This is a genomic window from Streptomyces sp. NPDC014727, from assembly GCF_043083485.1.
Classification (GTDB): Bacteria; Actinomycetota; Actinomycetes; order Streptomycetales; family Streptomycetaceae; genus Streptomyces.
Genome location: NZ_JBIBYR010000014.1, coordinates 95,749 through 117,800, shown reverse-complemented (window position 1 = coordinate 117,800; position 22,052 = coordinate 95,749). Strand labels below are relative to the sequence as shown.

At 68.3% G+C, this 22,052-nt stretch carries 16 protein-coding genes and 1 pseudogene; 4 read left to right on the top strand and 13 right to left on the bottom strand.

What is annotated here, in order from left to right:
* Window positions 1–96: 96 nt before the first annotated feature.
* From ACF1B9_RS22605 to ACF1B9_RS22560, 10 genes are all read right to left on the bottom strand, one after another.
* On the bottom strand, window positions 97–1,041 hold the full coding sequence (locus ACF1B9_RS22605) for a hypothetical protein (RefSeq protein WP_391743302.1): 945 nt from the start codon (window positions 1,039–1,041) through the stop codon (window positions 97–99).
* Between the two features lie 50 nt (window positions 1,042–1,091).
* A complete protein-coding gene (locus ACF1B9_RS22600) occupies window positions 1,092–2,279 on the bottom strand; it encodes a DUF3696 domain-containing protein (protein ID WP_391743300.1) in 1,188 nt (395 codons plus the stop codon).
* Window positions 2,276–3,562 (bottom strand): DUF262 domain-containing protein, encoded by a 1,287-nt coding sequence (locus ACF1B9_RS22595; protein WP_391743299.1) that lies wholly within the window; start codon window positions 3,560–3,562, stop codon window positions 2,276–2,278. Before ACF1B9_RS22595 ends, ACF1B9_RS22600 begins: the two co-directional genes overlap by 4 nt.
* A gap of 112 nt (window positions 3,563–3,674) precedes the next feature.
* The gene (locus ACF1B9_RS22590) at window positions 3,675–4,133 is read right to left on the bottom strand and encodes an ATP-binding protein (RefSeq protein WP_391743298.1); all 459 of its coding nucleotides are present in this window, start codon (window positions 4,131–4,133) and stop codon (window positions 3,675–3,677) included.
* Between the two features lie 130 nt (window positions 4,134–4,263).
* Window positions 4,264–4,941: a contact-dependent growth inhibition system immunity protein gene (locus ACF1B9_RS22585; RefSeq protein WP_391743297.1), complete on the bottom strand. Its 678-nt coding sequence runs from the start codon at window positions 4,939–4,941 to the stop codon at window positions 4,264–4,266.
* Window positions 4,942–4,951: 10 nt separating this feature from the next.
* Entirely contained in the window at window positions 4,952–5,251 is a 300-nt protein-coding gene (locus ACF1B9_RS22580) for an RNase A-like domain-containing protein (RefSeq protein ID WP_391743296.1), read from the bottom strand.
* Between the two features lie 9 nt (window positions 5,252–5,260).
* On the bottom strand, window positions 5,261–5,818 hold the full coding sequence (locus ACF1B9_RS22575; RefSeq protein ID WP_391743295.1) for a hypothetical protein: 558 nt from the start codon (window positions 5,816–5,818) through the stop codon (window positions 5,261–5,263).
* A gap of 238 nt (window positions 5,819–6,056) precedes the next feature.
* A complete protein-coding gene (locus ACF1B9_RS22570; RefSeq protein ID WP_391743294.1) occupies window positions 6,057–6,542 on the bottom strand; it encodes a hypothetical protein in 486 nt (161 codons plus the stop codon).
* A 33-nt stretch (window positions 6,543–6,575) separates the two neighbouring features.
* Window positions 6,576–8,126: an RNase A-like domain-containing protein gene (locus tag ACF1B9_RS22565; RefSeq protein ID WP_391743293.1), complete on the bottom strand. Its 1,551-nt coding sequence runs from the start codon at window positions 8,124–8,126 to the stop codon at window positions 6,576–6,578.
* 157 nt (window positions 8,127–8,283) lie between these two features.
* A complete protein-coding gene (locus ACF1B9_RS22560; protein ID WP_391743292.1) occupies window positions 8,284–9,351 on the bottom strand; it encodes a MarR family transcriptional regulator in 1,068 nt (355 codons plus the stop codon).
* Between the two features lie 621 nt (window positions 9,352–9,972).
* Between ACF1B9_RS22560 and ACF1B9_RS22555 the strand changes: the two genes are divergently transcribed.
* Both ACF1B9_RS22555 and ACF1B9_RS22550 read left to right on the top strand, forming a co-directional pair.
* Window positions 9,973–10,860 (top strand): Scr1 family TA system antitoxin-like transcriptional regulator, encoded by an 888-nt coding sequence (locus ACF1B9_RS22555; protein WP_391743291.1) that lies wholly within the window; start codon window positions 9,973–9,975, stop codon window positions 10,858–10,860.
* Window positions 10,857–11,042 carry a DUF397 domain-containing protein gene (locus ACF1B9_RS22550; RefSeq protein WP_391743290.1) on the top strand — a complete coding sequence of 62 codons (186 nt, stop codon included), beginning with the start codon at window positions 10,857–10,859 and terminating at the stop codon, window positions 11,040–11,042. Before ACF1B9_RS22555 ends, ACF1B9_RS22550 begins: the two co-directional genes overlap by 4 nt.
* Window positions 11,043–11,087: 45 nt before the next feature.
* Here ACF1B9_RS22550 and ACF1B9_RS22545 read toward each other — a convergent pair whose 3' ends face one another.
* From ACF1B9_RS22545 to ACF1B9_RS22535, 3 genes are all read right to left on the bottom strand, one after another.
* Window positions 11,088–16,622 (bottom strand): DNA methyltransferase, encoded by a 5,535-nt coding sequence (locus ACF1B9_RS22545; protein ID WP_391743288.1) that lies wholly within the window; start codon window positions 16,620–16,622, stop codon window positions 11,088–11,090.
* 1 nt (window position 16,623) lies between these two features.
* Window positions 16,624–19,656, bottom strand: a complete 3,033-nt coding sequence (locus ACF1B9_RS22540) for an SNF2-related protein (RefSeq protein WP_391743287.1) — start codon at window positions 19,654–19,656, stop codon at window positions 16,624–16,626.
* Window positions 19,657–19,761: 105 nt separating this feature from the next.
* Window positions 19,762–20,880: a serine/threonine-protein kinase gene (locus ACF1B9_RS22535; RefSeq protein WP_391743285.1), complete on the bottom strand. Its 1,119-nt coding sequence runs from the start codon at window positions 20,878–20,880 to the stop codon at window positions 19,762–19,764.
* A 254-nt stretch (window positions 20,881–21,134) separates the two neighbouring features.
* Between ACF1B9_RS22535 and ACF1B9_RS22530 the strand changes: the two are divergent.
* Together ACF1B9_RS22530 and ACF1B9_RS22525 are read left to right on the top strand one after the other, a co-directional pair.
* A pseudogene (locus tag ACF1B9_RS22530) lies at window positions 21,135–21,353 on the top strand (transposase); the annotation flags it as partial.
* Between the two features lie 59 nt (window positions 21,354–21,412).
* Complete coding sequence (locus tag ACF1B9_RS22525) at window positions 21,413–21,601, top strand: S26 family signal peptidase (protein ID WP_391743283.1); 189 nt, start codon at window positions 21,413–21,415, stop codon at window positions 21,599–21,601.
* Window positions 21,602–22,052 lie beyond the last annotated feature (451 nt).

Sequence of the window (22,052 nt, the reverse complement as noted above, 5' to 3'; positions counted from 1 at the left end):
CTTGGTGCTGGTGGGACGGGTGGGGCCGGGGCGGGCCGGGGGCTCCCGTGTACCGCCCTACGGTAACGGGGGCGGCCGGGCGGCTCCCAGGGCGGCTCAGACGCCGAGCTTCCGCCCGATGTGGGCGATGTGGACCCGCCTGATCTCCTTCATGAACCGGAAGTGCAGCCGCCCCTCGTCGGGTGTGAAGCGCAGGTGGGTGTCGAAGTACTGCGGCTCGCCGTCGAGGTCGGTGAAGAGGCAGTGGTCACGCTTGCGAGTCGAGTGCTCCGGCGTCACGGTCGACCCCCACCGGGGCCCGTCGGGCTCGGCCACCTCGTCCCAGAGCAGGACGGCACGGTCCATCTCCGCGAGTCGCTTGCGGACCGGATGGACCCAGTACTGCTTCAGCTCCCGCAGCTGTGCTTCGACGTGAGGAAGGAAGCGCAGGTGGGGAAAGAGGTCGGCGCACCGGCCCCACAGCTCGGCCCCGGTGCGAAGGGCACTCAGGTCGCCGCGCAGGGCGGCTTCCTTCTCCTCACGGATCCACGACAGGTGGGAGTCGACATGCTCAGCACGGGCGGCGTGCCGGACCTCGACCTCGGTGAGCACGGAACCGGGGTCCTCGTCGTCCACGAGCTCTTCCCGGACGAGGGTGATCCGGTCCTCGGCCCAACGGGCCTCCAGCGGCAGGGAGATGCCGATCCCTCCCATCAGATGTGCGATACCCAGCCCGGTCGCGAGCTCACCGTCGTGACGGTACTCGACGTCGGAGAAGGTCTCCCCTTCGGGAAACACTTTCTGGTGGGGCCATTTCGTCTGCATCTGCAGCAGTCGTTTCCACAGGTCCTTGGCGGCGGGCGTCCCGATCCACTTGCCGATCGGATGGCCCTGGGCCAGCTGTAACGCGTTCACGGGTTCCCTGGAAACCAGTTCCGTGCCCTGACGATCCGCCTTGGCGACAGCGACGATGGCCTTGACGAGCTCGGTCATGGCTCGGTTGACCCGATCCGGGTCCGCCGTCGTCTCACAGGACTTCTCGTTCAGGAACAGCTGCGGCATGTCTCCCCCTCCGGATGGTGTCCGCCTTGCCCCGCCCTCCCCGGCGGGTGTCAGCCGATGAGCTGGTCGAGCGTGTTCTCCAGTTCGTCGAAGAAGCCCTCGGGCCACCGGTCGAGCATCCCGTCCGTGTCGACCTGCGGGCTGACGAAGTCCACGCCGGTGCCGTCACCGCGGAAGTAGTGCAGCACCACCTGCGATGGGGTGAGCCGCCCCCGCTTGACGGCGAGCCGCACGCCGTTGATGACGTGGTCGCTATGGGTCTCCATGATCACCTGCGCGCCCTGCGCGGCGGCCCCGGCGGCCAGCGCGGCCATCCGGGTCTGCCCCTGGGGGTGCAGGTGCGCCTCCGGGTTCTCCAGGAGGACCAGGGAGCCGGGGCGGGCGGTCAGGCAGGCCACCACGATCGGCAGGACATAGGTGAGGCCGAAGCCGACGTTGCTGGGACGGCGGCGCCGGGTGGCGCCGAGTGTGCCCTGGAACCCGTACGAGAGGCGTACGGCGTCGGCGCCCTCGATGGCGTCGGCCTGGATGTCCACGCCGGGGCACAACTCACCCATCCAGGCGGCGGCCTGGTCGAGCAGGAGGTCGGATGCGGCGCGGCGGTGGCGCAGCGGGCCCTCGGGGACGGGGTTCCGTGCCTGGTCGCGAAGGAAGTTGACGGTGTGTTCACCGCGGACTCCGAGGAAGCCACGGCCGATGGCCGCGTGATGGTCGCGTGGGTAGAACTCGGCGGGCGAGATCCGGTCGGCGTGCAGGTACTGGAAGGGCGCGGTGAAGAACGACGGGGACACGCCCTCCGAACCGGTCGGGGCGTCGGGTCCCTCCGAGGTGAGCGGCAGGTCCGCATCGAGCAGAGGCAGCAGGTTCTGCTCGGGGTCGTACTCGACGGTCCAGCCGTAGTGGTACGGCCCTTCGTCGACTGCGAGGGCGATCCGGGCCTCGTCCTCCGTGAAGTCCTCGTGCAGTACGTCCTCTCCGGTGCCGAGACCCACGAGTTCGCCGTTGAGCAGAAAACCCTGGTTCGCGACACTGACCGTCATTCCCGCCCGTCGTGCTTCGGGCAGGTGATCGGAGACCGCGAGATCGCCCGCGTCGTACGACTGGCGCAGTAGGGCGATGGCCTGGAGAACACTGCTCTTGCCGGACGAGTTGAGCCCGGTGAGGAGCGTGAGCGGGCCGAGCGGAAGCGCCGCGTCGCGGAACGCCTTGTAGTTGTGGAGCGTCAGACGGTCGATCACTGCTCAGCTACCCCCCGGAACAGCCGTGCCACGTGCTGAAATCGTGTGCGGATCTTCGCCGGATCCCCGGTGCCGATGGAGATCGACCGGTCGAAGTCCCAGTCCTCCATGAGCTCGAAGAACTTGCTGTGCACCGTCGCCCGAGACGCTACCAGTCTGTCCCGCTCGTGATCGTCCAGTAGCGCGAGATGGACGGAGATCGTCTCGAACAGTGCCTTGTTGATGGCGGGGGAACTCCGCGGCCCCCCACGCCACTTGCGGAAGGCGTGCTCACCGAACAGCTCCCCCGCGCACCGCATAGCCACCCGGAACTCTCGCGCCAGCTGCTCCCGCCGGTCCGCGGCAAGGCCGTTGACCTTGTACATCGCGTTGATGAGGAACTGGTCGAAGTCCTTCTCGGTGTGCTCGGCCGGATTGGTGAGGCGGAACGCGAGGAAGCGCAGCACCATCTCCCGGTCGGCCATCCGTTCGTCGGACACGGTCCACCGGGTGGCTTCACCGAATGCCGGGTCCTCGGCCAGGTCGGCGAGGAACCCCCGGACAGGACCCCGTACCAGCGCGTGCCGCAGCTCCTGCGGTTTCAGCGGCATACCGCCCGTGTTGATCCGGGAGAACACGTTGTACTTGACGGCCTCCGGGGTGCCCTGCTGCATGATGTGGACGGTGAGCTGGGTTTCACGCAACCGGATCTTCAGCCGTCCGGTCAGGTCCTGGTACGTGCTGCCGTTGAATCTCCAGAGGTAGTCCAGGTCCCGGAGGGCCAGCGGGTCGAGGTCCGTGACCTTGGGCTCCATGAACCGGGCGATGGCAGTGAGCCGCTGGACGCCGTCCACCACGGCCCACTTGTCCTCGTCGTCCTGGGCCATGTGGAAGTTGGAGATCGGGATGCGCAGCAGCAGCGACTCGATCAGCCGGCTCTGCGAACGATCGCTCCAGATACCCGCCCGGCGCTGGAAGTCCGGCGCGAGGTCGATCATGCCCTCCCTCAGCCGGGACAGCAGCAGATCCACGGTGGTGGTCTCCGTATGGATCTTGATGCTGTCGGGCCGGAACGGGGCGGAGATGCCGTCGGCGTCGCTGTAGTCCCCGCCCTCCTCATCGGCGGGCAGCTCCAGCTCCACGCCGGTCGGTCGGCCGTCGGACCCGATTTCCAGGGGCGCCCCGAGCGGCAGGAAGAGCGCGTCCGGCTCGTCGATGTCCTCCGCTCCGGCGTACCCCCTCGAATCCGCCGACCTGTTCCGCCCGGAACCCCGGCCGTCGGCACTGTCCTCCAGGTCCGTCATGGTCCCCGTAGCCCTCCGTCGCCGCCCGATGCCGTTCCCGTCTCAGCCTATAGACGGGACTTACGGCCTGTCAGCGCGACCGTCCGGGGCCGGCGGGCAACGTCCGGCACCGTCAGCGCGGCAGGTCCAGCTCGGCCACGACCGTCTTGCCGACGGGCACACGGTCGAGAACGCCCCACCGGTCGGCGAGCGCCTCCACCAGCAGCAGTCCCCGGCCGGTCTCCGCCAGCGGCGGCATCGGGGGGCGTAGCGCGCCCGGGGCAGGAGGCCGGAGTTCGCCCCGGGTGTCGGAGACCGCGATACGCAGGGTCCGGCCGAGGATCTCGGCGGTGACCTCGAAGTCCCGGCCGGGGACGCGGCCGTGCGTGACGGCGTTGGCGGCGAGCTCTGCGACGAGCAGGGCGGCGGTCTCGGACGCCTCGCTGCCGTGCGGCACGCCCCAGGCGTCGAGCTGGTGCAGTACGAGCCGGCGGGCGAGGCGCGCGCCACGCGGGGTGGAGCTGAAGCGCTGGACGAACACACCTACGGTGAGGAGCGCTTGACCGGTTGCAGGGGTGGACGGTGCAGTCATGCGCCCACGATGGCGGCGCTCAGCACCCTTCACCAGCGGCGGCGCGCGTACGCCGTACCGGCGTACGCGCACGCACCGCGGGCGGTACTTGAGGGAAAGCCGCCTTCGGCAGGAGGTCCGGCGAGGCTGTTCACTTTCCGTAGTCGGGCCCGGCCGTCGCGAGGTGCTCCGCCACCGTCTGGAGCCAGCTTTCGATCGAGAACGGGGCCGGCGGCTCAACCTCCATGCCGAGCTCGCCCACGCCGACGGCGTACTCGTGATCCTCCAGCCGCAGGGCCAGCAGTTCGTGGATCTCGCCGACCAGCCGGGCGGTCAGCTGGGGATCGGCCGTTTCCCTGTAGTCGCGGACTGCGGCATCATGGTCGCCGAATTCGTCGGGCATGTCCTGCGAGAACCAGCCGCCGAGGAACTGCCCCAGCTCGCCGAAGCGGGCGTGCCACTCCCAATGCGTCTGGGGCGTGGTCGGCGGAGGCACTTCGCCGGACTCGATGCTGCGCTTGATGTGGTCGGCCATCTCGGACAGCCAGCTCTGTGTCCGGGACTCGGGCAGCCCGAGATCAGGTACCGAATAGAACTCGCCGAGGCGCAGCCGCAGGCGGCCCGGCGGATTCCGTGCGTACTCCCGGAGTTGCTGTTCGGCGACAGAGAGGGCCCAGGGCCTGGTGTGCCAGGTGTGCCGGAGGTACGCCTGAAGAGCCGGCGGCGCTGTGTCTGCTTCCGGACTGTCGGGTTCCTGTCCGACGAAGGCTGCGACGACGACGTCGAGTTCGCCGTACCTGCGGTCGAACTCAAGCGGCTTCATGGACACTGCGGCACCTTCAGAGGTAGATCGGGTAGGTGGCATGCACGACGAAACCGTGCGGACTCGACGCTTCGCGCCTCAGCGTCACCCGCGCGGCCCGCACATCGACGGGCTCGCGACCGGCGAGCATCATCGCCTGCAGCAACACGCGCCCGACGGGCTCCTCACGGGATGGCCAGGCGGCCTCGATGGTGAGCCTCGGCCGCGTGCCCTGGGCCAGCCAGCGATGTACGGCCTGCTCGTTGCGCGTGACGACCTGCTGGGTACACCATTGCGCGGTCGCGCGGTCTGGGTAGGTGGCGGAACGGATACGCACGGGAAATCCTCAGTCAATCGTGAAGCCCCAGAAGATGCCGACTTCCGTGGCGGAGACAGCGATTACACCACAATCCATTACGTGGCTGGTGAAGCCCTCATAGACACCCTCTCGACCGAACATGTCGGCATGGGGATCCTCGCGCGCCGTTACCACATTGGTAAAGAACAGCGCTTCTCCTCCAAACCTTTCCAGAATCACTCTCGCGTGAGAAGTCAGTTCAGCCTCTCGCGCATCAAAATCCGGAATGTCTTCCACTTGGAACCACTCACCCTGGAGAGTGACCATGATTTGTTCGGCGCCCCTCCTGGACACAGGGAAAACAGCATTGAAGTCGCCTGGCGTGACAGCACTGAACGGGTTTCCCGGGCCAGTGCCGTAATCGTCCCCTCCTGGTGCCATGGCAAGCTTCGACCAGCCACGCGGATCGCCCGTCCGCAACTGCATGACGTCGAGGGCGTCCAGTCGCCAGTCATCGCGCCGCCGCGCGCCCACAGCCGCGAACATGCCTTCCCCGAAAAGGGCCCGCAAGGAACGGTTCCACAAGGCGTCATCAATCTGATTCACGGGCCGTACCCCAGTTTTCCAAAAGTGCGCACTACGGGTGCTGGGTCTTGTCGGTGGGCACAGAAGTAAGAACGACGAACGGCGGATTACTCCCCGGGTTAGGCCTCAGAACGGCCCACACATTGGTCACGTCACGCGCGGCGGTGTCGCCCCGGTCCCAAGATCTTCCTACCGGATCGTTCATCGTCAAGAGAAGTGAGCGTGACGAGTTGGGTCCAGGTTACCCGCGAGCCGACTGTCAATCGTCTTCGAATCTCCAGAGCACGAGAACCGCCCTTGGCGAGACGCCGATGAGACAGAGATCAATAGTTGCTTCCGCAAGCACGTTCACATGAAAAGAAGAAGAAAGGAAGCCGGATTCTTGCCCGTCTTCAGCACCTCCATGGTTCGTCCAGAAACGGGCGTCGCCACCTAGCTGGTCCAACATTCGAGCTAGAAGACTGTCCCGTTTTCCGTCCGCGTCCACCAAAGCTGGAAGCGGCCCTCGGAGAAGCGATCCGAACGCGATGAATTTCGACAGGTCTAGCGCATTTTCGCGTGACACCTCAGCAAGACTCGACTCCATGTCCTCACGGTTGACGGACTGGAGTGCGGGGCAGCTACGCATGGCAGTGATCACAGTCTCGTGCCAATCACCGTCACCGGGCACTGAGAGATGCACGAACGTCTGGCGAGCATCGAACCAGTCAGGAGGAAAGTCGATAGGCCCATTCATGGCATTCATTAGCAAGTCCGTTCGATCCGTCGGCCATGAGAATCAGGGAAGAGAGGGCATCGATGTGTATACGACGTACGGCGGGACAAGTCCATTCTTGTATTTCAACACCACTGTGGCGCTGTGCGTATCCAAGGCGTGCTGAGCCGAGGGGTTCGAAGCCTCGACCGTACGACCCGTCACGTGCTGAAACTCCACGGGGTCCAGCCTCAGTATCGAAGTGTCCCTACGAGGTCGGGACAGCCAGGCCGATATCTTTGCAGCATTGTTCACTCCGGCATTGGGCTGACCTGAATTACTTGGTGGCCCAAAATACTCCATGACGGCTTGCGTGGTCTTCTGCGCTTGGGGCAGGTCGACAAAACTGGATGATGCATCAATGGTGGGCTGGTCCCTCAACCGCATCGCAAGCTGCATATCGGTCTTACTCACATGCTTGTCAATTACATGACTTCCGTGGACACCCTCCTGGTTCGCGAGGTCGATTGGGTACTGATGGTTCGCTTCACTGTCTCCTGGAACAGTGTAAAGCGGATTACCCTTGAAATCGATCAGAGCTCGGGCGCCGAAAGACTCCGCCCGCGCCGACTCGGCCCGGAACGTGGGGGCGCTGTTGTATGCCTCATCCAGAGCTTCGTGCAGTTTGTTGAGCTCTACGACCTGCCGGTGCACGCGGTTGTTGTATGCCTCGACTGCCGCGTTCATCGCCTCTTCGTCGACCTCAAGAGCGAAATCTTCCGCAAAACCCTTCCCTATGTTGAGGAGTCCCTTGCCGAAGCTCTTGAGGTCTTTCATACCCAGACCGTCACTTGTGTCGATGTGCGGCAGGGCCTTGATGACGGCTTCGTAGTAGAGCCTGCGAAGGTCCTCTCGCACATCCTGCGCGGCGACCGCCCAGGCGCCCAGAGCATCACTCACGACGTCACAGGTCTTGACCATCACGTCCATGACTGGGTGGCTACCGGCCTGAACGGGCTGCGCCGAGTCGTGTTTCCACTCATAGCCCTCGCGGCTCTTGCCCCATGCGCTCGTGCCCCAGACAGCGCTACAGAATTGCCGCATTGCCGCGGTCCACTCGCCGTTGGACCGATCGGTGTAGTTGTGCAGAGCACTGCTGAGGTTTCCGTCCGTGGTGGTGACGGTCGTGCTCGCGTACACCCAGGCAACGGACATGTTGTCCAGACCCAGATAATCGGGCAACGGCATGATCTCGGCAGCCTTGCCCATGCGGTAGACGCCCTCCAAGAGGGGCCTGATGATCGCCAGGACGCCGGCGTCCACTGCTTCCAGTGCCCGCTGGAAGATATCCTGGCTCTGGTCGATGTCCGCCCACTTGAGGTCCGTCACGGACCCGTAGCCAAGGTGCCTGTCGAGACGTTGCGCCAGATCAACAAGGTCCTGGGGAGGAACTTCATCACGAAGTACGGGACCAAGCAGGGGATCATCGTGCTGGGTCGGGTGGCACCGTTCGGTATCGGCGCTGTGATCGGTGGTGGCGCGAACGCTGCCGTCGCCGCTCTGGCCGTGAAGGCCAGCCGCCGCGCATTCGGCCCGCCCCCGACGGAGTGGCCCGGGTCGGTACGCGACATCCACGACGCACACGACACGCACGACACACCGACAGCGTCCGAGCAGTCGGCTGACCCTCGGTGCACTGAGCGTCGTCCTGCGCCTCACCTCCATCGCCGATCGTCAGGGCTCTCGGCATCGGTGCTGCCCCAGGTGCGTACGTAGCCGGCGCGTGGACAGCTCAGGGAGTGCGCATCAGACTGCGGAGGCTGGCCACGAGGGCCGAAACGTCGCGTTCGGCCTCGTACGGGATTGCGCCTTCGGGTGATACCGGTGACTGGTGCGTGGGGCGGCAGGGGCGGCAGAGGCCGTCCGGGAGTGCCTCGGCCGGGCCGGGACGACCGCATTCGGCGCACTCGACCAGAAGACTGCGCACAGGAGTGCCGGGCAGGCCCGATGCCGGTGCCGGTGCCGGTGCCGCGGGCAGTTGGGGTGGCATCTTGTCGGTGAGGCGGCGGCGCACCAGGCCGATGGGCGATCCGATCCGCTCGGGAAGCCCGGCGGTGAGCGCCGAAGTCAGGTAGTCGGCGCTGACACCGCGCGCGAACCAGGCGGCGGCAAGTGGCTCCAGGGCGGCGCAGTCGGCGGCGGAGAGCGCCAAGCGGGTTTCGCGGCGCCCGAGTTCGGCCAGGGCGAGGTAGGCGGGGGAAAGAGCCGCAGCAGCCGAAGGGGCGACTGCGACCGGCTCGTATTCCGGCGCCAGGGGTACCGGCGGTTTCGGGCCGGGGAGCGCCGTGGTGCCTGCTTCCAGCGGCCGGTCCAGGGGCGACTCCGCGGTGCGCTGCCGGGGTACGACCGGTTCGGGCCCCGGCTCGGCGGCGGGGACGGATGCGTGCTCCGGCGCGGCGGCTCCGTCTGCGAGCCGGGCGGCCCACCACTCGTTGTCGTGGGCGGCGCGTGACCAGTAGGTGAGCGTCACCCACCGGTGCTGGCCGTCCCCCTCCACCCGGCAGCGCACCCGGCGCAGGTGCCCGGCCACGGCGAGTGCGCGCAGGGCGGTACCGATGGCCATCTGGCCGTACAGGGGAAGGTCTTTGGCCAGGGATTTGATGTCCATGGCGGCGCCGTCGGGCAGGCGGTCGACGTACGCGGCGACATACCGCTCACGCTCCGGCAGGAAGGCGAAGTCGCCCACGCCGGGTTGGCCTTGGCCGGGGATGGACTGCTTGCCGTAGCCGGTGCGGGCCTTGCGGTACGGGCGTGACGCTGCGGGGGCGGGCAGCGGGGAGTTAGGGTGCTGAACAGCCACGAGATCGTCCTTCTTGGTGATCGATCTTGGGTGAGACCCCGGCCGGTGCTGCGAACACCGCGTCGGGGTCGTTTCGTTGAGGGCACCGTAAGCAGCCGCGACTCTCCGCCGCAACTCGCTCACATTTAGTCATACTTGCTGGCCGTGACGGGGCGGGGAGGGAGGGGAGGTTGCCCCAAATCCCTTTACCTACCTCCCGGATGACGAACACCGCTCGAAACCCGCCCCTCGAACCCCGAAGCTCAAGCGTCGGCCCGCACATCTCTCCCGGCCCCCGAACGAGTGACAGGACGGTGCGCGATGCTCGAACCCGAAGACTCGGGAGCCGAGTTCCGGGGTCGGCGTCCGGGTCCCCGCAAAGCCCGGCATCCCCGTCAAGGTGAGCCACCGCGAGCTTCCGTCTGAACAGAAATACAGCTGCCGTCTCCTCGACGGGCGGGGCCGGGGCAAGCTGTCGGGCGCCCACGCATGGGGCGAACGCCGGAATTCACCACCCCCGCCGCACGTACGCAGAGTCAGCGTACGCACACAATCGGTGGACAGTACGCATCACCCGGCGTGACGATGGAGCCGAGTCAGAAGCGGTACGGCTGGGTGGGTGCGCGCGAAAGGTGGCCAACCGTGGCCTACGAGAACACGGACGACAGCGCTGCGGGAACGGCGGCGGGAGGAACGGGTGCGGGAGCCGGCGCCGAGCCCGGGGTGTCGGACAGTCTGCGCACGTTCGGCGCGTTCGTCCAGGCTTTACGGGAGCACGCGGGCTTCAGCCGCGAGGAGTTCGGCGCTCAGGTGCGCTTCTCCAAGCACACCGTCGCCTCGATCGAGCAGGGCCGACGGATGCCGGACCGCGACTTCGTGGAACGCGCGGAGGCGATGCTCGGGAACACAGGGGCACTACGAAAGGCTGCGCCGCATCTGACGCGGCAGGCGGGGCTGGCGAGTTGGTTCCGGCAGTGGGCGCGGGTGGAGACGACGGCGATCAGCCTGTACACGTACGAATGCCGGGTGGTGCCGGGCCTGTTGCAGACGGAGGCATACGCGCGAGCGGTGTCGCTGGACGTGCCGCCGCTCCCCGACCCGGAGGAGCTGGAGCAGCGGATCGCGGCGCGGCTGGCACGGCAGGAGCTGCTGGCGGTGACACGGAAACCACCGACGGCGTTCAGCTTCATCGTGGAGCAGGCGGTGCTGGAGCGGTGGACGGGCGGGGAGGCGGTGACGCGGGAACAGTTCGACCGGCTACTGGAGTTGATCGAGCGGAACTGGAACGTCGAGTTTCAGGTGATGCCGCTGCGGCAGCCGTCGCACGCGGGGATGGACGGACCGATCATGCTGGCCGAGACGCCGGAGAACCGGTGGTTCGCCTATTCCGAGGGACAGCAGAACGGGCGGCTGATCGCCAGCGCGAAAGAGATCAGCCTGCTCCAGCAGCGGTATGCGAAACTGCGCTCACAGGCCCTGACCCCCGAGGACTCCCTGGGCCTGCTGAAGCGAATGCGAGGAGCGCTATGAGCACGTCCGAACTGGCCTGGTTCAAGAGCAGCTACAGCGGCTCGCAGGGTGACGCCTGCATCGAGGTGGCGAAGGGGACGCAGGCAATCCACGTCCGCGATTCCAAGGACCAGCTGAGCCCCGAACTCGCCCTCTCCCCCACCGCGTGGGACAACTTCGTCTCCTACGCCGCCCAGGGCTGACCCTCACGCCCCGCGCCGGACCCGTCCGGCGCGGGGCGCTGCCGTTCACCGGGCAGGCGGCGTCCACTTCCCCTTGTCGATGGCTTCCTGCAGCCGTGCGGAGAAGTACGCGTGCGCCGCGCGCATCTCCTTCTCCCGGTCGGCCTTGTAGAAGGGGGCGGTGTAGCCCTCGGGGGGATCGGGCCGCTCCTTCTTCTGGAAGGCGAGGAGGTGCTCGTAGTGCTCCTTGGTCTGGCCAAAGCCGAATGTGTGCCTAGCGCCTGCGATCCTTCGCTCCCTGGCGTCGAACCATGTGACCGCGTCGAACTCCTGCATGATCGGGAATCTGGATTTATACATAGCCACGAGAGCATCTGCGCTGATGCCCAGCCAGACGGACGCAAGTGCATCGATCTCCACCAGTGCGGCGCGGCGGGCCCGCTCGGTACGGAGTGGAGTAGCTCGTTCCCATGTTGGGCCGACCTCGTGAAGAGGCTGCATGTCTGGCCACTCCACAGCCCAGGATTCGTAGCCGGGCCAAAGTGGCTCATACAGCTCCGCCCACAACTCCGCGTAGGCAGATGTAAGGCAGTTCAGGCGCAAGGTGCGCAACAAGAGGGCTGAGGCAAGTGGATGTTCGGCAGTTGGCGCGGGCAGCCGCCTCGCCGGAGCCACGTCGAGGTTCCTCACACGAACCGTGCGTAGCAAATAGTCCACTGGAAGCGATGCCCAGAAGCCAGCCAGCATTGCAGTGCTCCGGTTGCCAGACAGCGCCGCACTGCGCAAGGCATCAACGTGCGCGGCCCCCGTAGGCAACAAGGCGGTGTAGAGCGCCCTCTCCGTGTCCGGCGCAATCATCTTGCGCCACGCCACCCGGTAGAACTCCGTATATGGCCGCCGCAGCCGCCGCAGGAGCTCCGCCTCCACCTGCTCGTCCGTGACGTCGGCCGGTGCCACCCGGAAGCGCCCGGCTGCGGCGTTCCGCGCCCGGGTCACCTCGCGCTCGGAAGCCTTGAGCTGCTCCAGCGTCCTGCCGTCGCTCCACACGTCCTGAGCAGCCCGGTATACCTCGGGCTTCGCGACGTAGACGTACTCGGACTCAGGCACGGCGCCGTCAGCCAGGGTCATCGGATTGAGGCCCAGGATCTCGCCGCCGCCCTGGCTCGGCTGCTTGAACATGGGGTTGGCCAGGCCGATCTGCGGACCTTTGAGGATCACCTCGGACCAGTCGGCCGGCCGCCGGACCGCGCCCGTGCCGTCCGCCACGTTGTAGTCGATGAGGTCGGCTGCCTTGGCCCCGCTCTCGTGGTAACCACTGCTGATCTGCGGCTTGTACTCCGCAAGCCGCAGCGGGTAGTCCGCCAGCGCCTCGATCGCGTGCGCCTCGGCCGTACTCACCGGCGACAGCAGCCGAGCCTGACGGACAGGCTGCGTCTCGTCACCGGTCAGCTTCTGCCACCGGGCGAGCGTCGCCTCGTCCACCCGGACGATCCGCTTCCGGTGTGGGCGTTCGTCCCAGCTCGCGCCGTACTTGATCCCGGGGTCGGGAGCCGTTCCGTCGTCCTCGGCCGACAGTCGCAGCGCGTCAACGGACACGAGCCAAGACAGATGGTCGAAGCCGATCTCTCCCACCTGGCCGTAGATGTGGACCCCGAAGTGACTGGCATGGCCGACAGGAGGCGGAAAGAAGCGGTTGCCCTGATTCACGAAGTCACCATGCACCCGCAGCCTGGTGTACGCGGCCTCGCGCAGCCGCCCTTCCCTGTCACCGCTGAAGTGCGACCCCGGGTGGACCAGGCCCACGGAGCCGTTGTTCGCCGTGTGCTGCCACGTCTGGCACATGAAGGCCCGGTACAGGTCCGGTTGGGTTCCCGCAAGCAGGGGGTACACCGGGCCGGAACCCAGCATCTCGCTCATGCCACTCGCCGACGCGAGTTCGGCGAGCAGATACGCGTGGGCGCGCCGCGACTTCAGCAGTTCGTCACGCCGCCGCATGCGTTCCGCCTTGGTCGGCTTCTCGGTGAGCATGAACCACGGTTCGTACTCGGCGAGAACCGGGTTCTCCTCCCACTTAGGCCGCACCCAAGGCGGATTCCCCACCTGAAGGTCGAACCCGCCTCCCGGCCCCCGGAACACATGCGCGAAGTGCAGCTCCCAGTGGAAGAAGCCGTGGCCGTCCTCCGCCTTTATGTCCTTCTCCGTCGTGCCGGCGATGTCCTCGACCGTGTTCAGCCAGGGGTAGCGGAACGGCAGCAGCTGCGCCGGTTCCATGCCGAGGAAGCCCTCCAGGCGGTCCTCCACATCGGCCAACAGCTCCAGCGCATCGTCAGGACTGAGGTTCTCGATGCCCGAGAGCAACGAGTTCTCGGGCATGTCGACCTTCCCGAGGACCTTCTCCAGGAAATCCAGCCAGTCGCCGAAGCTCTGGAGCGGGACAGTCGTCCGATCCGGCTGCCCGCCGCGCGCCCTGCGCCCCGACGCGCCCCGCCTCGCCCCCGTCGCCAGTCCCGCGCCCGAGTCCGCACCCAGCTCCTGTTGCTCACCATCCGGGTCGTCGAAGAGCCCGGTGGCCTGCCACAGGTTGTCACCCGGGGCCGGGCCCGCCGCCTCGGCAGCGGTGCGCGGCCCGCCCAGCAGGCCCGGTACCGCCGCCTCCTGTACGAGGCCGCCACCGGACGCGTACACCGGGTCCGTGCCGTCGAGTTCGCCGGTCTTGTCCAGCGGCCAGAACCACAGCGCGCACCACGCGTCCATCACGGTCTTCAGCCGCCAGTACGGCGTACCGTGGCGCGTCAGGTCCTCGAGGACCTTCTGTTTGTCCACCGACTCCGAGGACTGCTCCAGCCAGTCCGCGCCCCAGACGTCGATGCGGCGGGCGATCGTCCGCTCGGAGAGTTCGAGGCGGGTGGCGACCAGGGACCACAGGAACTCGGCGCGACGGGCCACGCCCTGCAGCCGGCCCAGCTCGGTCTTGTCCGCCGCCTTCTGCCACCGGTCGTAGCGCTTCTGCCGTGCCTCGTGGGTCTCCTCGCCGCGCTCCTGGAACGGCTTCGGCCCCTTCGGGGCCTTCTGCACGCCCTTGCGCCACTTGCCGAGCGCCTTCGCCGCGTCCTGCGCGAGCTTCTTGGCCTCCGGCTCTCCGGCGACCGCGCCCCACCCGATCGCGGGCAGCAGGAACTGGTGCACCGCGCCCTCGGGCAGCGGGCCGTCCCGGAACGGCAGGTCCGTCGGCGGCAGGGTGTTCTTCTTCGCGAGCCACTGGCCGTCCGTCAGGACGTCGGCCTCATAGACCTTGCGGCCCGCGCCGATGAGCGAGTTGCCGCGCCGCAGGTGCAGGCCGAACCAGGGGGCCCGCATGCCCGGATGCATGGAATTGAGCCACAGGGAGACCTCGGCCAGCTCCACCGCCGTGGCGTTGAGGTCGACTCCGTACGCGTTGTGCAGGGCGATGTACGCCTTGGCCTTCTGGAGCTCGATCTGCCGCAGTTCGGGGTCGATGCGGCGGCCCAGCTCGTGTTCGCGCCGCCTCAGGTACTCGGCGGCCACCTGGTCGATCGCCTCGTTGAGGAACGCGCCCGAGCCGAGAGCCGGCTCGCAGATCTTCCACTCCAGGAGTTCCCTGGCCGGGGTCGTGGTGTCGTGCTGGTCCAGGCGGTGCTTGAGGGCCAGTTCGACCGTGACCTCGGTCAATGGCTTCGGCGTGTAGTACGAGGCGGAGGTCTGGCGGTCGCGGCCGGCCAGGCGGTAGACGAACGTGTCCTTCGGGTGGACCACCCGCTCCGGGCGGCCGGTCTCGGCGTTGGTCCGCTGGACGAAGACCTCGTCCTGGTAGTCCTGGACGCGGGAGGCGGGGATCATCCAGCTGCCGCCCGAGGGGTCGCCACCCTTGGCGACCTCGTACAACTCCTCCTCGGCGATGAAACCGGAGTACGACATCAGGCCCTCGTACACCGCGCCGAGCTGGTTGATGCCGAGCTGGGCGTACGAGATGAACCCTCCGCGCTCCCTGCCCCGGCCCTGGGTGAGCATCAGGCGGCGCAGCACCTTGTGCAGAGTCTCGTTACGCAGCCGGGTGTCCAGGAACGGGCGGCGGCGCTCGCCCTCACCTCCCCGGTACGCCGGGTTCTCGATCTGGTCGTCCGAGATGAGACGGACGGCCTCCTTGGTGAACAGCTCGGAACGCAGGGCCTCGAAGCGCAGTCCCGCGCTGGTGCTGCGGGCGGCGGCGCGGCGGGCGCGATCGGCCTCGCGGACGCGTTCGGTGTGCTCGGCCCGGGTGATCGTGCCGGCGGCGAGCAGCTTGGCCGCCTCGATCTCCGCCGCGGTGGCCTCGCGGGCGGCGGCCTCGGCCGCCAGGTCCTCGGGTTCGGTGCCGTAACGACGGTGGCCGTTCTCGACCTTGTCGAAGAGCAGGTCCAGCGACTCGTACAGGTGGAAGCCGCGCCGGGAGCGCTCGCCGACGAGGTCGCGCAGGACGAGGTCGCCGAGGCGCTGGAGGCCGTAGCCCTGCTCGTACTCGGGGTAGTCGGAGGGGAGGATGCCGAGCGCGGGGCTGGCCTCGGCGTACAGCAGGAACAGGATCCGGTACAGGTAGCGCAGCGACTCCCGGCTGAGCTCCTTGGCCAGGCGGGCCGGGTCGTCGAGTTCGGCCGGGGTGATGCCGTTCTCCGGTTCGCGCAGGCGGTCCAGGACTTCGTTGGCGATCCACTCGACGCTCAGGCGCAGGCCCTCACGCAGTTCGGTGGAGACTCCGACGGCGTGCTTGCCGGACTTGTCGAGGAAGGCAGCGAGCGGCGCGGTGCCGCCCTCGGCGGGGACGCGCAGCGAGTCGGCGCCGAACAGCGCGGCCACCGTGTCGAGTTCGCCGCCGTGGCGGTCGTCGCGGCGGTTGAGCGCCGCATCGAGGTCGGCGGCCAGGTAGCGGCCCTCGTGCCAGGCCAGGCGGTCGGCGAGGACGATGACGCCGCCGACGAGCAGCAGGACATAGCGCGGGGGTGTGTCGCAGGCGAAGAGGAAGTCGGTGAGGGCCTTGGCGTCGTCGAGTGTCGCCGAGGCCTCCAGGGCGACGGGGTGGAGCAGGCGGCCGGCGCCGTCCGGGTCGAGAGCGGCGTCGGGCTCGGTGGTCCAGCCGCAGGAGACGGCGTACAGGCCGGGTTCGGCATGCGCGACCTGGACGGTGTACTCGTGGTCGGCGCGGTGGACGGTGACGGTCTGCTCGTGGGCGGCGGTGTAACCGAGGGCGTGCAGAGTGTCCAGATGGACTTCGGTGCACCGCTTCTGCCAGCCCTCGGGCTCAGGCGCATCGGGTTCGGCGAGCGCTTCCGCGTCCTCGGCGAGGGCGGCGCGGCCCGCGAAGTAGGGGCCGCGCAGGGCGCGCAGTCCCTCGCGGGGGGTGCGGGCACGCGGGGGTACGGAGGCGGGGTCGATCGCCTGACGCTTGACCTCGGCGACGGCGTCGGCGTGGCGACGGCGTTCCTCCTCCTCGAAGGCGGCCCACCGGGCGAGGAGGCCGTCCTTGGCCTTCAGGTCCTTGGGAAGGACTTCGGCGAGATAGTGGGCCGAGAGGTAGTCGCCGTGGTTGACCAGCGAGTCGTACGTCACGTCAGTTCTCCGCCTGGGCGTCGGACGGGTGAGGATCGGAGGTGAACGGCTCGGCCATCGGGCCCGCGTCGTCCCCGGCGCCGGGAGCGTCCGGGTCTCCAGGGCGGTCGAGGACGGCCAGGACGCGCAGCAGCGGACGGCCGGTGGTGTGCAACTGGTCGAGCAGCCGGGCCAGTTCGTCGGCGGTCTCCTCCACGAGGCGTTCGCGGCGGCCGGTGATGCCGGGCAACAGGGAGTCCGTACGCCACTGGGCGACATGGGCGCGGTAGGTGGCGAGCGGCTCGCTGATCTGCTCCTCCCAGGCGGCCCTTCCCGTCTCCAGGTGTGCGCGGGCTGCGGCGACGGCGGCCGGCACGAGGGCCTGGAGCCGCTCCGGGTCGCGCGGACCGCCGGTGCGGGCGAGCCTCGGGCCGACCTTCGCGTCGCGCAGCGCGTCCGCCATGGGGCGCACCTCGGGTGCCCCGGTGCCGTCGGCGCCGAGCCCGGTCACAGCCATCCACCGCACCACGGTGGGGCGGCCGAGAGCGTTGGAGTGGATGCCCTGGACGAGGAACACGGGCCCCTCGACGTGAGGGGTCGTTATGACCGGAGCCTCCTGCCGGCCGAACTCGACGAGGACCTTGTCCGTCAGCCACTCCACCACCGGGTGGATGTCGGTGAGGAAGGAGACCTCCGGCCACATGGTGGTACTGCTGTCCCTGGCCTCGGTGAGCTTGCGCTGCGCGAGGGTGCGGTCGAAGGTGACCAGCATCCGCTCGGCGACGCGCTGCTCCTTCAGGTAGGAGGGCGGCAGGGCCTTGAGGCGGTGCAGCAGGTCGGGGGCCAGGGCCGGGGAGAGCGAGAAGTACGCGCCGCCCTTGGCGTCGGTGCCGGACGCCAGGCCGATCAGGTCCTGGGCCCGGTCCTCGTACACCTCGTCGAGAGCGGTGTCGACGAAGTCGGCCGTGTCCCCCTCGAAGAGGGAGATCAGCTCGGCGCGTGCGGGCAGTTCCTGCTCGGTGATCGTGCCCACCTGGCCGAAGAGGTCGGCGAGGGCGGTGTCCTCGGCCGGGGCGGACTCCAGGAAGTCCTCGACCGTGCCGCCGCGGACCAGTTCCCTGATGAGCCGGCGCTCCTCCTCCTCGGCCCGGTAGAGACCGGACACGGCCTCGGCCGTCCCGTCCAGCTTGTGCGCCTCCTCCTCCCGGAGGAGCAGCTTCTCGGCGACCGTGCGGTCGTCCTTGGCACCGGGGATCGCGGAGGTGAGGATCAGGGCACGGAACTGGGGCTCGTGCTTCTGCCCGTACCGGTCGATACGGCCGTTTCGCTGCTCGATGCGGATCAGCGACCACGGGATGTCGTAGTGGATCAGGTGGTGGCACTGGCGGTGCAGGTTGACGCCCTCGGAGGCGACGTCGCCGGTGAACAGCAGCCGGACCGGGTTGTCGGCCAGGCCGAACGCCTCCAGGACCTTGGCCTGCTCGTCGTCGCTGAGGCCGCCGTGCATGACTGTGACGGCCTTCGCACTGCCGTCGGCCCCGACCGGGAAGCCGAGGCGGGCCGGGACGACCTCGGCCAGCCAGGTGAGTGTGCGGACGCGTTCGGAGAAGACCACGGCCCGGGTCGCGGACCGGGGTCCCACGCCGATGTCCTTCAACTGCTCCACGAGCGCGTCGAGTTTGGCGGAGTCACCGGGTGCGGTGCCGTCGCCCATGCCCGCGACGATCTCCCGCAGCCGGGCCAGGGCAGCCTGCTCCGGGGCGATGGCCGGGTCGGGCCGCAGCCCCTTCTCCCCGGCCTTGCGGACCCGCTCGCCGAGCGTGGCGACACGGTTGTCGACCGTCTCGCCGAGGGCGACATGGGAGGACAGGAACGTCTTGAGCAGGTTGTAGGCGAAGAGCTGCTCGGTGGCGACCGAGGTGCGGTCCTGTTCGGCCGTGCCGAACTCCGCACTCGCCTGTGGGGCGGGGAGCCAGTGCTCGGCGATCTCGGCGAAGATCCGTTCCTCCGCCTCACCGGCGGCGCAGTGGAGGGAGACGGTGGGGCCCCGGTCGGGCCACTCGGTGCCCATCTCGTCCCGGACCTCGGGGCTGATCTTGGTCCGCCGGATGTAGAGGTGGCCGAGGTCCTCGGCCGGGTCGTAGTGGTCGGGGTCGGCGATGGCGGCCGGGTCGAGGAGCGAGATCAGGTCGGCGAAGGAGCGCTTGTCGCCGTTGTGCGGGGTGGCGCTGGCGAGCAGCAGGGCGTCCGTGCGCGGGGCGAGGATCTCGGCGAGGGCGCGCCGCTGACTGCCGGGGTTGATCAGGTTGTGCGACTCGTCGATGACGACCGCGTCCCAGCGGATGCGCTCCAGGTGGTGCCGGTACTGGCCGATGTTCTTGAGCGTGTCGACGGAAATGATCACGCGCTTGTAGTGCGTGAACGGGTTCCGGCCGGCCGGGATCTCGCGCTGGATGCGCTGGATGCCGAGGGAGTCGAGCCGCACGAGCGGGATCGAGAAGCGGGTCCACAGCTCGTGCTGGAACTGTTCCAGGATGCTCTGCGGGGTCACGATCAGGAGGCGCTCGCCCCGGCCGCGGCGGATGAGTTCCGCGAGGGTCAGGCCGATCTCGAGCGTCTTGCCGAGGCCCACGACGTCGGCGATCAGGACCCGGGGCCGGAGGTTGCGCAGGGACAGGGCGAGCTCGGCGGGGCGCTGCTGGTAGACGAGCGGGTCGAGCAGGAAGCGGTCGGCCAGGGCGAGGCCCCGCTCGGACTGGGGCAGCGGCGTCTTGCGCAGAATCGCTTCGAGGAAGAGGCGGCTGCGCCGGAAGTACGAGGACGTGTCGGGGACCAGACGGGTCTTCTCCGGGTCGAGCAGCTCCACGCGATCGATCCCGCTGAAGAAGACGGCCTCCTCGTCGCGGACGAACTCCGAGACGCCGACCGCATCGATCCGCTCACCGTCGTGATCGGTCGGGGCGGCGTTGCGGACCAGCCACTCCTCGTCGCGTACGAGGATCTGCGCCCCCGGCGGGAACCGGGTCTCCCCCGGCTTCGCCCCCTGGTCGGTCACCCGTCGTCCCTCCGTCGTCGCCTGCGTATGCGGCCCAGCGACGCCAAGTCTGTCACGTGGGGCAAGGGCGGTCGGCCGTACTTCCGAGAGGGGCGACGCCACAACTCAGAAGCGTGCCTCCCGGGCATAGGCGGCACGGATCCGCTCGGCGATCCGCAGAGGCGCCGCGGGGCGGACGGCGGTGGCCGCGCGGCCTCGGGGCAGGGCTCCGCCACGCCCGGGGACTGCCCCCGTCGATACAGCGGGGACGGCGTCTTCGGGTTCTTCGCCGGGCTCTGTACCGACGCCGAGCCGCTCGGCCCCGGTCGGCTCCGGTGCGCCGGTCTCCTCGTCGTCCTCGGCCGCTGCCGCGTCGACGACGGTGGGCGTGTAGGCCGCGTCTCCGCTACCGGGTTCGAAAGCGGGTGGGGGCAGTTGCGGAACCACGATCTCGGGGGTCAGGTCGGCGAGCCGGCGCTTGGCCTGGAGGGCGGTCAGGCCCAGACCATGGATAACCTGCACGAGCCTCTCGATGACCTGAGGCAGCGTCGGCCGGGCCGCAGGGTCCGACGCCAGCATGTCCGTGACCAGGCCCTCCAGTTCCGGGGGCAGGCCGGTCAGGTCGGGCGGCGTCGCGGGGTCCTCGATCTTCAGCGCGACGGCCTGCCAGGTCGGCCCTTCGTACGGGTAGTGTCCGGTCGCGGCGAACAACAGCACCGCACCCAGCGCGTAGACATCGGCCGGCCGGTCCAGCTGGTGCTCGCCCCGGGCCTGTTCCGGCGGCATGCACAACACGCTACCGACGACGAAGCCGGTCGCCGTCAGCATGGTGCGACGCTCGGCGAGCACGGCGAGGCCGAAGTCGATCACTTTGGGACCGTACTCGGACAGCAGGATGTTCTGCGGTTTCAGGTCACGGTGGAGCAGCCCCGCATCGTGAACCGTGCCGAGGCCCTCGGCCAGCAGCGCCCCGAGACTGGCGGTCTCGACGAGAGGGAGGGGGCCGTGCCCGGCGACGTAGGTGCGCAGATCCGGGCCGGGGACGTATTCCACGGCGAGCCAGGGCTGCTCCGCGGCCGCGTCGGCGCCCACGAAGCCCGCGACGAACGGCCCGTACACGGTGCGCATGCTGTCCACTTCGGACAGGAACCGGGCACGGGTGTCCTCGTCGAGCACGGAGGCCTTGATGACCTTCACCGCGGCCTGATGACCGGCCGCGGATTCGCCGAGAAACACTTGGCCCATACCGCCGGCCCCGATCCGGCAAACGAGCGCAAAGCCCCCGATCGACTTCGGGTCGTCGTCCCTAAGTGGTTCCACAGCGCTACGCCTCCCCCTGTACGGCTTGCAACCACTGCTCTGGACTGCGGGCAGACCCGGACCGGAGTCAGTCTATGCAAGCCCGCACTTCCCCTGTGCCGCCCCTTCGGGCGGGTGCCCGCGCGACCGGAGCAGCGGGCGGGGGTCGCGACTTGAGCGGTGAATGCATCTGTCGTTTCGAGGTGCATCTGATCCTGGACAACTACGCCACCCACAAGACACCCGTGATCAAGCAGTGGCTGCTGGCCCACCCTCGGTTCCACCTGCACTTCACGCCGACGGGATCGTCCTGGCTGAACCTGGTGGAGCGGTGGTTCGCCGAGTTCACACAGAAGAAACTCCGGCGCGGCATCCACCGCTCCGTTCAGGCCCTCGAACGCGACATCCAAAGCTGGCTCGCCTCGTCTTCGCGGACGGTTCCCTGACCGTCAACGGCCGAACGGTCAGGGAGCCGTATGTGAAGCACGCGGATGCCAGGCAGAGCACCCCCGACCTCGATGTCACGCTGCCCTCCGGCCGCATGTTCCTCCTGGGCGACAACCGGGAGAACTCCAACGACTCGCGGTACTTCCTGAGCGAAAACTCGGGCACCGTACCCACCGCCGCGGTCCAGGGCCGCGCACTCGCGCGGTACCCACGCCCATGATGCTCGGACTGACCGTGGTGCTGGGCGTACTCTGCACCGTCGGCGGCGGCATCGGTCGGCTGCCAGGAGATGCCGGCCTCTCGTCTGCCTACCAGGCTGCGATGGCTGTAAGAGAAGGGGGCGGAGAGCAAGCTGTGCCCGGAGTCTCCATGCCCCAGCCATCCGTTGCGTTCTTCATGGTCCCTATTGACCAGGACGAACGATGATCCGGGAGCTTTCCTGTCCGGCGGCGTTCCGTGTGAGCGCAATGGTTCGCCCGGAAAGCCACCCACAACACGGCCCACCGGCTGCCCGACCCGAAGCACAGCAAGGGCTGCGGGAACTGACCTGCCTGCCGTGGTCCGAGATACCGAAATCGCCTCGTGATCGACCCAGTGACCCGAGCCATGTGGCTGGGCCAGAGCCACAGAGCAAGCCTCAACCGAGCGTCAAGAATCTCCGAAACGAGGCC